This window comes from Bradyrhizobium sp. Leaf396 (assembly GCF_001424605.1).
In the GTDB taxonomy this organism is placed as follows: domain Bacteria; phylum Pseudomonadota; class Alphaproteobacteria; order Rhizobiales; family Xanthobacteraceae; genus Bradyrhizobium; species Bradyrhizobium japonicum_C.
Window position 1 is genome coordinate 1 of record NZ_LMQJ01000043.1, and the last position, 11,842, is coordinate 11,842.

Here is an 11,842-nt window from a genome sequence, read left to right on the forward strand (position 1 = left end):
CAGCTAAAGGACGCTCGGGAGTGTCCTCCATCAGATAGCGAAGCAAAGCCTGAGGCTTCGTTTCAAAAGGACAGTTGACGGCTGACCTAAAACGGCTTCACCGGCTCGGTCAAAACGCTCACGCTCAACGTCAAGGCGACCTTCGTCGCATCCGAAAAAGACAACGACAAGGCGCCGGACTATCGCATCCGGTCGGGAGCGACCGAGTTCGGTGCAGCCTGGAAGAAGATCGCGCGCGAGACCGACCGCGAATATCTCTCGGTCAAGCTGGACGATCCGAGCTTCCCGGCCCCGATCTACGCCTCGCTGGTCAAGGGCGAAGGCGACGACAGCTACACGCTGATCTGGTCCCGCCGCAACGGCGAGTAATCGGCCGGATCAATCCGCCCCGCCTCCTCGGAGGCGGGGCTTTTTTTGTTCCCATGGCTCGACGCGCTACAGGAAGAGTTGAAGACCTTCGGCAAGAGCCTCGTTCATGCTTTTTTAGGACGATCGCTAAGGGCTCCGCCCTCGCGCGCGCAAGGGTGAAGCACCGAAGCCGGTGCCGGCGGGAGCGGTTTCCCCGGTCTTCCGCGCCCACGAGATATTTGAACGACATGGTCGTTGGGCGCGTGCAGACGCGCGCCGGATGCGCGCCCCTTCGGGCGGGTGATCCCCCTCCGCGTCCCGCCGCCCTTGCTCTTGCTACCCCGGTCTCGCCGACGGGCAGGGTTGCAGCGCAGCGCTGCGCTTTAACCCCAGCCCATAGGAGAAAGACCCATGACCGTGATGACCCTGACCCGCAACGAGCAGCCTGTTACCAGCGGCTTTCGCGTTGATATCTCGCGCGGCGAGCGCGTCGGCCGCGTGTCTTCGGAGTGGTTTTCCCGCCCCGATGACGAGCGTTATCTCAGCCTGACCGATCTTCATGACGCTGTCCGCCGCCGCGCGGACTGCGCCCAGACCCGGACCGTGGAAAGCCGCGCCGTGCGGGTTGAGGCAAGCCGCGACGATGCGGAGCGGCTCGCCTTGATGGTGCCGGGCCGCAGCGAGCCAGTCCTTCCGACGCATTGGAGCTTTGGGCAGTTGTGCAGCCTTGTCGGTGCCCCGACCTCTTACATGCGGCAGCTTCCCGCGCCGCTCGCCGGCATCAACCTGCAACACGGTCTGCTGTCACATCGTGGAGAGCTATTGAAGACATTGGAAGCCGATGATGGGCGGGTCGAGCTTCGCGCGGTGACGGGACCGGACTATGGCCGCATCTGGGATCATGAACTGGCGGCAGCCGTGATGAAGATCGCCGGCAACGGGACAGGCGACACGAGATGGAAGGTCCCGGGGGTGCTGGATTGGGCGACCATGACCCACAATCCGTTCGTTGACATCACCAAGGACACCACGACGCTTTACGCCAGTGACCGCGACGTCTTCCTGTTTCTGGTTGATGATACCAACCCGATCGAAGCGGGACGGCTTCCGGACGGATCGCCGGATTTGTTCTTTCGTGGCTTCTATTGCTGGAATAGCGAGGTCGGCAGCAAGACGCTCGGCATTGCGAGCTTCTATCTTCGCGCGGTCTGCATGAATCGCAATCTCTGGGGTGTCGATAATTTCGAGCAAATCACCATCCGTCATTCCAAGTTCGCGGCGCAGCGCTTTGCGCACGAAGCGGCGCCAGCTCTCACAAGCTTTGCCAATTCCTCGGCCACACCGTTCGTCGCGGGAATAAGAGCCGCGCGGGAGCGGATCGTGGCCCGGACCGAAGAGGACCGAGACAGCTTCCTTCGCAACCGCGGTTTCTCCAAGTCGGAGACCGCTAAGATCATCGAAACCGTCCTGCATGAAGAAGGTCGGCCGCCGGAAAGCGTTTTCGATTTCGTGCAAGGCATCACCGCGCTGGCCCGTGGGAAGGCTCATCAGGATGCGCGGCTTGAGATTGAGGGCAAGGCAAAGCGGCTGTTGGAGCAGGCCGCCGCTTGAGCATCGCTGGAGCCGTGCAGCCGTCCACCGGCTGCACGGCTGATGTGCAGGCCGTTTAACTTCGCGATTTTGCGCCGATCCGGCTGGCCGGATCGGCTGTTGACGCGTGAGGCCGCGCTCGCCGGGCCTCACGGCCCGGCTCGCGAAGGAACACCGCCCAACCTTGGATAGTTTTTTCATGTTCAAGACGATGAGTGCAAATTCGCGCAGGGAAGATAGCTTCGGGACCATTCGTTGAAGTGCGTCTACTCGTTTCCGACGCGTTAAAGCGGCTCGTCGACTTGCAATCGTGTGCGATGCTTATCTTAAACGGTTCTTCGTTAGACGGTTTGGCAGGATCAAGTTTGCGCCCACTGAGGAACCCATGCCTGAGAGCAAGAAGGAACTGGCCAACAAGCTGATGCGGGATATCGTGCTCATCGACGAGCATCGCTATCCAGACTGGATGGCTGCAGGTCGGGACTGGGCCAAAAAGCTCGGGGCCAGCCATCCCTACAACGTCGTGCACTTCCGCCCTGGCGAGGACCTCTCGACGTTCGGCGCCAAACTCACCGAAGCGGATCATGCCAAGCTCGAAGCGCAAGGCGCCCTCCTTCTGAGGCCGATGGTCCAAGGACGGGCATGACTCAGAAGGCGTGCTCTCGGAGCTGAAAGAATTTCTGCGGCCGTGCAGCTCTAAAGTGAGCGTCATAAATTGGCTAGAGGGGTGACCGATCGGCGCCTCGTCGCGAGTCCGCCTCCTGCCGTCGCAGACCTGAAGCGCGGCGATCTCCCGCGTCATCAATATTGTTCCGTCGTCCGCCTCTGGACCTGTGCTCGTATGCAGGACGTGCCTGGGAGCACCGCGGCAAAGATATCAACCCGATTCCTTGCGCGCCGCATTGACAGCATCTTTTTGTCCGATTTAGCCTCAATCTGAGGGCCGCTTCGACTTCGCGCGTGGCGCCCGCTGTTTAATCTCGTGGCATGGCCTCTCGCCATTGCCACCGCTCCGCCGCGCACGAGGTCGAAGGACTTAAATCAAGCTCGACGTGTAGGCTTGCGTTGTCGGCGCGGCAAGCTCGGGCGACTGCGAAGGAAGTTAAATGACAGGTAAACCCAAAGAGCCCGGCCATTATTGGGCAAAGTGGATCATTGCGGATGAGGGGACAGCCGATGCTGCAGAAGTGGTGCCATCCTCCCATTGGGAAGTGGTAGGGGTGTACGAGAATCGTATCGATCGCGAGGCCGACGACTATTTGACTGTCCAAGTCGCTGGCGTCGAGCGCAGCCAGTCCATCGACAATTTCATCTGGGGCCCCGGCCCGCTGCCGCCCCCAGCCGCTCTAAACTAAAGTCCTCCAGGGCGTTGCGCCAGACGCTGGAGCCCGGGCGCTATTTCAAGATAGTACCCGGGCCGTGCGTCCCCTCGCGACCTTCGGTCGTCAGACAGCACGAAGAATCATTTTCGTCATCTCACTGTGGCGGTGAGGCTGCAACATCTTGCGGCTCATCAACGAGTCCCGAGCCTACAACAACCAGGCTGCGGGGCCTGGGCCCGTCCTCAGCGCGGCTCGGAGACGACAAGACTAGTCAGGCGGGAGTCGCTATGGGCGGTCTTGCGCAGGATCATCGGCCGCTTGGTGTACCGCTTGCTGTTGGGAAACACGATCAGGTCCGTCGTCGAGACCTGCCCGATGGCATCCTCGCTCATCAAACGCACCGCCTTGGGCTGAAAGGCTCGCGAGGTGTTACCGGTTTTCTCGTCGGTGGTCTCGACCATGTCCATCAGCGTGTAATCGCCGATCGACCGCGAGAGAAACTCGCGCTCGTCCGGATCGATCAAGGGCAGATCGGAATAGGTGGTGAACTCCGCCGTGTTGAGCAGCGTGCGGGCGCCGTCGGCGCCGTTGATGTCGATGATCTGGCTACGGCTCTGCCAGAAAGTCCAGAGCCGCAGATTTTGTCCCGGAAGCTCGCCGGCAGCGATCAGGAGTTCCTCGAAGCGGCCAAGGGTCGCCGCCTCGTCGATGAAGCACATGATCGGCTCCCGTGCCCGGCGGCGTCGCACGGCGGTGAAGAGCTCGCAAAGCAACCATCGCATCAGCGGGGTCAGCGTCTTCATGTCCTCGGCAGGCAATGTGATGAACAGGTCCATGTTGCCGGACGTCACGTCCGACATGGAGAAGGTGCTCTTGTCCGTCAGGCGCTGCAGTCTTTCGTCGGCGCACCAGCTGAACGCCTGGGCTGCGGTCGACAGAATCGAGTCCCGCCCTTTCGGATCCATGGCAAGCACACCCTTGGCGGCTGCCGCGGCTGCTCCTTTCAATGGCGCAAGCGCCTTTTCGAAGCGCGACACGTCCGACAACAGCCATGCGGCACATTTGGGCATCGGGCGCTTGATGGCGTGCGCAGCCAGGAAGGCGCCGACGATGACGTCGACCGCGCGGTTCTGGAAATACACCGCTTCGCCTGTGGCGTGCTCCGGCAACAACGCGCGGGCGACACGCTGCAGATGCAGGATGTCCGCCGGGTCCATCGTGGCCAGCGGATTCCAGCTATCGGTGCCGCCGACAATCCCGATCGGGTCGAGGCAGCGCACGGTTCGCCCGAGGGTTTTGCGGCGTGCGACCACCGCGCGATAGGCCTCGCCTTTGGGATCGATGACGATGGCAGGCCCACACCAGCCCTTGTTGTCGGGGACGGCGAGATTGGGGATCAACAGTCCGGACGTCTTACCGGTGCGCGGCGGCGCGATGGTGACGAGATGGCTTTCGGTCGAGACGCGGATCGGCCGACGGCTGTCGGGATCGAGGCCGAGCTCGAGGCCGATGCGCATGCGCGCCCGCTGTTTGCGGCTCGCCCACCGGGCATCGCCGTAGGTGCCGCGAGGATCTCGCCGCGGTCCGTAGTTCGGCACAAAGCACGCGACGAAGGCCAGCAGCGGTCCCGCCAGGATCCAGGCGAGAGCAGTCCGGCCATAGGAGCCCAAAGCCTTGGTCTGGCCAAATGTCATGTCGCGGTAGGCAAGCAGCGAATCCCATCCCCAACTGTCCCGCATCGCCGTAAACCAGACGGACGGCGGCTGGATCGTGTTCGGCCACAGCGAGGCGTCAAAGCCATGCACCATAAATTCCGCGACGGGAAAACCGAACAGGAAGGCCAGGATGGTGAGCGGCACGAAGATCTTCCAGAACATTTGATTACTCCTTGGGGATTGCAAGCCGCGCGTAGGCATTTGCCAGCATGATGGCGTCGAGGTGGCCTTCTGCTGGCGACCAGATCCGCAGCCGAACGTCTCCAGCCGCAGTCCGACCCATCACGACGACCGCGGTGCCGGTCGTCAGTCGATGGAGTTCGGTATGCCCGTCCGGCAATGTCCAGATGAGGTCGAGGTCCCGGTCGAAATGAACCGTCGTGTAACCGGTGTTGTTGGCCGCAAAACCGCCGATCATCATGACAGGGATCGAGATCATGGTGACCATCACCAGGCCGCGCCAATGGTAACGGGCATGCCGAAGCACGGATCGCGCGAAGCCGCCGACCCTGCGCGGAAGCTGGATGCGCCGCCGCGGCAACAAATCCGCGACCGTCCGCTCCAGCATCTCGCGGTCATAGGGAAGCAGCGCTGGATCCTTCAGCCCTGCCAGACGTGCGGCAGGGTCCGGCAGAGCGCGAAGCTCGGCGAGCTTGACGGCGCTCGCCTGGCGCATCTCGCGGTTCGCCGCATCGGCGTCCGCCTTTGCGCTGGCGAACCGCTTGCGCAGGGTTGCAAGGCGCTGGCTCATGACGCAAGCCACACAGCCGCCGGGCGAACCGCCTCCATCACCGCCAGGCGAAAGGCCTTGAGGTCGCTCACCATGCGCCGCGCCTCGCTGAAGCCGTACTCCTTCTGGAAGTCGGAGGTCTTCAACTGCGGGATGGCACAGAGGCCCGTGGCCTGCAGGAAGCCGAGCGTGCGCGGTTCGAACTCGAACTTCGGCAGCACCGTGACCAGCGCGCCGTCGGCGACGCGCTTGAGCATCGCGGGGTCGACGTCGCCGCGCAGCTTGTTCTCGACGACGAAGCGCGCCTTGGCCCAGCGCTTGGCGGACGCCAGCAGCTTGGCGCCGTCGCTCAACGCCGCCGCGTCGGCGGTCACGACCACAACCAGCGCCATCTCGATCCCGCTGTCGGCGATGCCTGCGACGTACTCGTCGTCGAAGGAGGCCAGCAATGAGGAGGCGGTGTTGGCGCCGACGTCGATGATGGTCGGCAATGCGGCGCCGACCATGGCGTTGATCGGGCCGTCGAACTCGGCGCGGGCGGCCTGGCCGCCGGTGCGGTCGATCGAAGCGCGGTCGGCACGCACCGGGAAATGCGAGACCCGCTTCAAGCCCTTGGCCTTGCCGTGGTCGTATTCCAGGATCCGCGGCGTGGATTCCAGCTCAATGATCGGCGCGTCGGGCACGGCTTCGGCGACCCCGCGGGTGAGCGTGGACTTACCGACACCGCCGGTCTCCTGGGCGATGAGCAAAAGGCGTGGCATGGGACTGCTCCTGGGCACAAGGGCAGCCGCAATCCGGTTGCGGTCCGCCAGGTGGGTGAAGCAGGAGGTCTAGCGAGAACCATCGCCCAGGTTTGCAGGCCAATTGAAAATTGCCTGCCAGGTCCGATCAGCGCTTGCGGAGGAGGTGGGCGTGTCTGGCAAGCTCGGTGCGCCGGATCTCGTCTTCACTAATGGTCTCGTCCATCAGCGAACCGCCGGAGGGGCCCATCATCTCCGCGCTGAGCGCGAGGGTCTTCCTGGCGGTCCGGCCATCCTGTTGGGGTCTTTCGGCCGGCATCTTGGTCCGATCGCGCGGGATCGCCTTGCCCTTCAGCTTCTCCGCCCGTGTTCGGATGTTGTGCATCAAGGCCGTCAGCCGCCGCCCCGTAAGCGGCTGTCCCTCCCCTTGGGTGACGCCCTGCGCCGCCAGACCGCTCGCGATTTCGGTCCAGCTCGCGCCGTCTTCATGATGCAGGCGCTCAAGCTCGTCGAAATGCTTGCGGATGATTTCGGTTGCGCCGGTCTTGACCTTGCCGATCGGCGAAGCGACACGATTGGCTTTGAGCCGATTCACATGCCCGCGCAGAGTTTTGGGATCGATATCCATGATGCAGGTAAGTAGGTGGCGGAGGTTAAGGGCGCCACCCGGGGCCACACGTGAGCCAGAATAGGGCCAATCAACTACCAATCGAATCGTGCAAAGTTGAATCTTTGTCCCAGCACCGCGAGCCGCCGGCCCGTATCCTATCCCGAGGAACGCGCTTATCGTTCTTGAAGAGCTTTCGCATAGGATATCGTGTCGCGACACGCTTCTGTCGATAGTATCTGCGCAGCTGGGAACGCTGGGTCACGATGTATTAACGGATCATTTTCAACGTGCGATCACTTATCGCCAGTGCCGAGCGCTGGTAGTTCAACAGGCCTCAAAGTTTGGATGGAATCATGGGAATGCTTGCTCATATTTACGACTCTTCACTTGGCAATTGCTCAAACGACGGCGTGAGCGCAAGGTACACAGAGGTCTGCATCGTCAACGTCGATGGCCCCTTCAAGCCGAGTGAGGAAACGCCAGGGGTTCGTTTGATAAAGCGCAATACGGGCAATGTCGTGTGTGTACCGATTGATCTGGATGACAGATGGACCATGTTCGGAGGCGCGTTCGTCTACACTTCGGACAGCCGCTTCGCCCAAGCCGTAGAGAAACTGTCTGGTTACAATCACTCATTCCCTGTCGCTCTCCACGACCGAGTTGAATAGTAGTCGATTTTGCCAGCTACGACTTGACTTAATCGATCTTGCGGCGAGCGCGTCCTGCAATAGCTTCGGCTGGCTTTGAACCGACAGCTACCGACAAGGGCTCGCGATCCCGAGCGCCTGCGGCGCGCCTGTTGTCTGGCGTCGGTCGGCGTCATGCCGAAACGCCGGCGAAACAAGCGGGTAAAATGGTGCACGTCGCCAAAGCCGGCCCTGAGCGCAAGATCGCCGATGCCGTGGCCTGCGAATTCCGGATCTGTCAGAAGCCGTCTTGCTTTCAGCAATCACTGCTCGGTGAGGGGTGGGTAAACGTCGTGCCGTCGTTCTCAAAGAGCCTTTGGATGTAGCGCGGCGTCACGCCATGGCGCAGCGCAAGTGCGCCGATCGAGAACTCGCTATCGCCGAGGGACTTGCCGATATCGAGGTTAATTGCCGCTAGACGAGCAGCGCGCAGGCCACTGCCGCGCGCCAATTGCTTGCCGTCGCGGGTGGCCACAATTCCAAGCGCGACCAAATCCTGCACGTGGGTCGCGAAAGCCGGGGCAAGCCCTGGGGTGTCAAGGCTCATCTTGTCGGTGGACTGCACGTAGGAAAGGAGGAGCCGCAGCGCGCCCGATGACGGCAGCGGGCGACACAACATGGTTTCAGGATTACGGACCATTGCCGAGACCGACTGGCGTGGCAGGCCGATCAGCAGAGACCGCAAGGCGCAGGGATAGACGCAGCTGACCTCTTCGGCACTGGAGATCAAGACGGCTTCTTGGACGCCGACCACACTCTCGTGTCCGAGCTGGCGGTATTCTCCGGTACCTGCGGTGTTGATGATGATGTTCAGACTGTAGTTGCAGTCAGCGAGAAAGTCGCCGGCTCGCGAACCCGGGCGCCTCACCGGTGAGTTTTCCAGTGCCGGCCAAAGCTACGCTGGCATGGGCTCGCTGCGCGCAAGCTGGTAGCGATCCGCAGCGGCAAGGTGACTCCCGGATCTGATCGTTCCGAAAGCATAACGGAAGACGGTCGCGGCCAAGCGCGTCGAGCTGCGCAGTCCTGGCGCGACGTTGCAGCGCGACTGGATCGAGCCGATTACATCTCTCGTCGCGACCCAGTACCACACAGGACCACCGGAGTCCTTCCAAGGACCACGGAGTACCACACAAAGGCCATAGGAAGTACCACACAGAAGGCCAGTCAGTTTTGAGGCACACCTGTGCATCTCCAGATGCCGATACTTCAGACTTCGTACTGCAGTTGGGCGGCGGCACCATCGAGGATTTCGCTTGAGTACAGAAAAGAGGCGGACCGGACTAAGCGGCTTGGGAGCGGTGGGGGGTAGCTCCGAACAAAGTGATCCGAAATTCCTTCCATCGGCGGCTATGCTCCCGCCCGAAAAGCCCATTTCGACCAAAACGAGCTTTCCCTGGAAACGTGGCACGGTCGAGAAGCCTGTCGGCGCGCCAGTCTTCGACCCTACTGATGAGCGAGGAGAGGAACGGAGCGATGCCAGCACGGCTCAAGCCACCGCGCCTCTCCTCGACTCTACCACCACTGGGAAGCGCGAGGTGGCTGTGCTTGTCCGGGATCAAGCTGCTCAAGTACTACCTGGACGTCAGCCAAAGCGAGCAAAGGAGGCGGCTCAAGGACCGGCGCAAAGACCCACTCACACGGTGGAAGCTCAGTCCCATTGATGCTCGGGCAGTAACGCACTGGGTGGACTACAGTCTGGCGCGCAACGAGATGTTCGCCCGCACGCACAACCGGTAACGCCCTGGACGGTGGTGCGCGCCGACGACAAGCGCTTGGCGCGTCTCGACCTCATCAAGGACCTCCTGTCGCGCTTGCACTACGACGACAAGGACGAGGCAGCGCTGGCAGTGAACCCGGACATCATCTTTGAATACCAGGAAGCATACCTCAAGAACGGCATGATTGCCTCATGAGCGCCAGCGGCGCGTCTGCAAGGAGGATGGCACGATGAAGACAGCCACAATCGAAGTCGCCGGCATGCTCTCGGCGCTCAGCGCGCTCGGTGTGGAGAAGCAGCTCGCTCGTCTGCCTGGCGTGGAGAAGGCTGAGGTCAACTACGCCGCCGGCAGCGCGACGGTCGCCTATGACGAGACCCTCACCGGTCTCAAGGCGATCAAGAGCAGGGTACGCGAGTGCGGTTACCACTGCACCGGCCAGGTGCTGCCGAAGCACGTCTGCGAGCCCGACGACCCGCCGGGCGAGGCGTTGACGGTAGCGCCTCCGGCCGACTCGCACCGCCCCCACGCCGGCCACGCGCCCCACCAAGCCCACGAGGCAGCGGCGATGCCCGGCGAGCAGGCGGCGGCTTCCGGGAAGGGGGAAACCATGGCCCACGAGATGGGCCACGGGGCGGGCATGGACATGCAGGCGATGGTGCGCGACATGCGCAATCGCTTCTGGATCGCCCTGATCTTCACCGTCCCGATCTTCGTCTACTCGCCGATGGGCGGGATGTTCACGCCGCCGGCGCCGCCCTTCGGGCTTCGCCTCGATCGGTGGCTGTTCCTGCTCGCCACCGCCGCCGTCGTGTATCCGAGCTGGCCGTTCTTGGTCGCCGCCTGGCGGGCGCTGAGGAACGGCGTCCTCAACATGGCGGTGCTGGTCGTGCTGTCGGTCGGCACCGGCTACGTGTTCAGCGTCGGAGCGACCTTCTTCTTCTCCGGCGTACAGTTCTACGAGGCGGTCGCCGTCCTCCTCGTCTTTATCCTGCTCGGCCATTGGCTCGAGATGCGAGCCCGCGCCGGCGCTTCGGAGGCGATCCGGGCCCTGCTTGATCTCGCCCCGCCGATGGCCACCGTGCTGCGGGCTGAGCGCGAGATCGAGCTGCCCACCGCTGAGGTGCTGGTCGGTGACGTCGTCGTTATCCGCCCGGGCAACAAGATCCCGGTCGACGGCGAGGTCATCGAGGGCGAGTCGCAGGTCGATCAGTCGATGCTGACCGGCGAGTCGATGCCGGTGAAGAAGGGGCCCAGCGATGCTGTGATCGGCGCCACCATCAACAAGAGCGGCACCTTCAAATACCGCGCGACCAAGGTCGGCGCGGACACCGCGCTCGCTCAGATCGTGAAGCTGGTGCAGGAAGCGCAGAACTCGAAGGCGCCTGCCCAGCTTCTGGCCGACAAGGCCTCGCAGTGGCTCGTGCTGGTCGCCATGGTGATCGGGCTCACGACCTTCGCGGTCTGGTTCTGGTGGATTGGCGAGCCCCTGCTGTTCGCCCTGACGCTCACCATCACGGTGTTCGTCATCGCCTGCCCGGATGCGCTCGGGCTTGCCACGCCGATGGCCGTAATGGTCGGCACGGGGCTCGGCGCCATGAACGGCATCCTGTTCAAGAACGCCTCGGCGCTGGAGGAGGCGACCAAGCTCGACGTGATCGTGTTCGACAAGACCGGAACGCTGACGCTCGGTCAGCCCGAGGTGGTGGAGGTGGTCGCCGCGCCCGGCTCGAGCGAGGACGAGGTTCTGGCATTGGCCGCTGCCGTGGAGCAGGGATCGGATCACCCTCTGGCGCAGGCGATCTTGCGCCGGTCGGAGGGCCTGGCCGTCGAGCATCCGAAGGGTTTCGAGGTGCTCGAAGGACGAGGAGCGCGAGCCGAGGTTGGCGGCGGCATCGTGCTGCTCGGCAACCGCCGCCTCATGGACGAAGGCAACATCGATCTGTCGCCGCTGGCACCGGAGATCGGGCGGCTGCAAGGCAGAGGTCAGACGGTGGTCCACGTGGCGCGGGACGGCGAGCTTGTCGGGCTCATCGCGATCGCCGATGCCCCGCGCCCCACTTCGGCCGCCGCAGTCAGGAAGCTGCGCGAGCGCGGTGTCGATGTGGCCATGATCACCGGCGACAACCGGGAAACCGCCCAACGCATCGCTGGGCAGCTCGGCATCGATACGGTGCTTGCCGAAGTGCTGCCCGGCCAGAAGGCGGAACGGCTGAAGGAGCTCCAGGCCGAGGGCAAGAAGGTCGGCATGGTGGGCGACGGGATCAACGACGCACCGGCGCTGACCCAATGTATGGACCGGCTGCGTTTCGCAATAGAGATCGTGCGTAGGTTTCGGAAGTCGCTGATATGTATCCGGCCTGTCTGATCGGCTCGCGGGCCGTGG

Annotated in this window: 11 protein-coding genes and 2 pseudogenes; 7 read left to right on the forward strand and 6 right to left on the reverse strand. The window is 63.1% G+C overall.

What is annotated here, in order from left to right; genetic code table 11:
- Window positions 1-93 precede the first annotated feature (93 nt).
- The 4 genes and pseudogenes from ASG57_RS37220 to ASG57_RS38185 form a co-directional block, all read left to right on the forward strand.
- A pseudogene (locus tag ASG57_RS37220) lies at window positions 94-369 on the forward strand (DUF736 domain-containing protein); the annotation flags it as partial.
- 390 nt (window positions 370-759) lie between these two features.
- Window positions 760-1,959 carry a hypothetical protein gene (locus tag ASG57_RS27360; RefSeq protein ID WP_057198463.1) on the forward strand — a complete coding sequence of 400 codons (1,200 nt, stop codon included), beginning with the start codon at window positions 760-762 and terminating at the stop codon, window positions 1,957-1,959.
- Window positions 1,960-2,323: 364 nt separating this feature from the next.
- On the forward strand, window positions 2,324-2,584 hold the full coding sequence (locus ASG57_RS27365) for a hypothetical protein (protein WP_057198465.1): 261 nt from the start codon (window positions 2,324-2,326) through the stop codon (window positions 2,582-2,584).
- A gap of 460 nt (window positions 2,585-3,044) precedes the next feature.
- Window positions 3,045-3,293 carry a hypothetical protein gene (locus ASG57_RS38185; protein ID WP_156402840.1) on the forward strand — a complete coding sequence of 83 codons (249 nt, stop codon included), beginning with the start codon at window positions 3,045-3,047 and terminating at the stop codon, window positions 3,291-3,293.
- Between the two features lie 209 nt (window positions 3,294-3,502).
- On the opposite strand, the gene ASG57_RS27370 is transcribed toward ASG57_RS38185, so the two are convergent.
- The 4 genes from ASG57_RS27370 to ASG57_RS27385 all read right to left on the reverse strand — a co-directional run bounded on the left by ASG57_RS27370 (window position 3,503) and on the right by ASG57_RS27385 (window position 7,040).
- The gene (locus ASG57_RS27370; protein WP_057198467.1) at window positions 3,503-5,137 is read right to left on the reverse strand and encodes a type IV secretory system conjugative DNA transfer family protein; all 1,635 of its coding nucleotides are present in this window, start codon (window positions 5,135-5,137) and stop codon (window positions 3,503-3,505) included.
- Between the two features lie 4 nt (window positions 5,138-5,141).
- A complete protein-coding gene (locus tag ASG57_RS27375) occupies window positions 5,142-5,726 on the reverse strand; it encodes a hypothetical protein (protein WP_057198469.1) in 585 nt (194 codons plus the stop codon).
- Window positions 5,723-6,466, reverse strand: a complete 744-nt coding sequence (locus tag ASG57_RS27380; protein WP_057198471.1) for a hypothetical protein — start codon at window positions 6,464-6,466, stop codon at window positions 5,723-5,725. The genes ASG57_RS27375 and ASG57_RS27380 overlap by 4 nt, the downstream gene beginning before the upstream one ends.
- A 127-nt stretch (window positions 6,467-6,593) precedes the next feature.
- Window positions 6,594-7,040 (reverse strand): hypothetical protein, encoded by a 447-nt coding sequence (locus ASG57_RS27385; RefSeq protein WP_156402841.1) that lies wholly within the window; start codon window positions 7,038-7,040, stop codon window positions 6,594-6,596.
- A gap of 368 nt (window positions 7,041-7,408) precedes the next feature.
- Between ASG57_RS27385 and ASG57_RS38460 the strand changes: the two genes are divergently transcribed.
- Complete coding sequence (locus ASG57_RS38460; RefSeq protein ID WP_162250088.1) at window positions 7,409-7,723, forward strand: DUF8317 domain-containing protein; 315 nt, start codon at window positions 7,409-7,411, stop codon at window positions 7,721-7,723.
- Here ASG57_RS38460 and ASG57_RS37225 read toward each other — a convergent pair.
- Together ASG57_RS37225 and ASG57_RS27395 are read right to left on the reverse strand one after the other, a co-directional pair.
- Complete coding sequence (locus ASG57_RS37225) at window positions 7,684-8,004, reverse strand: helix-turn-helix domain-containing protein (protein ID WP_230646916.1); 321 nt, start codon at window positions 8,002-8,004, stop codon at window positions 7,684-7,686. The genes ASG57_RS38460 and ASG57_RS37225 overlap by 40 nt on opposite strands.
- A complete protein-coding gene (locus tag ASG57_RS27395; protein ID WP_057198477.1) occupies window positions 7,998-8,609 on the reverse strand; it encodes an AraC-like ligand-binding domain-containing protein in 612 nt (203 codons plus the stop codon). The genes ASG57_RS37225 and ASG57_RS27395 overlap by 7 nt, the downstream gene beginning before the upstream one ends.
- A 605-nt stretch (window positions 8,610-9,214) precedes the next feature.
- On the opposite strand from ASG57_RS27395, the pseudogene ASG57_RS37230 reads away from it, so the two are divergent.
- Together ASG57_RS37230 and ASG57_RS27405 are read left to right on the forward strand one after the other, a co-directional pair.
- Window positions 9,215-9,654: pseudogene (locus tag ASG57_RS37230) on the forward strand (polyphosphate kinase 2 family protein).
- Between the two features lie 34 nt (window positions 9,655-9,688).
- A complete protein-coding gene (locus ASG57_RS27405; protein WP_082529070.1) occupies window positions 9,689-11,824 on the forward strand; it encodes a heavy metal translocating P-type ATPase in 2,136 nt (711 codons plus the stop codon).
- The last annotated feature ends 18 nt before the right edge of the window (window positions 11,825-11,842 follow it).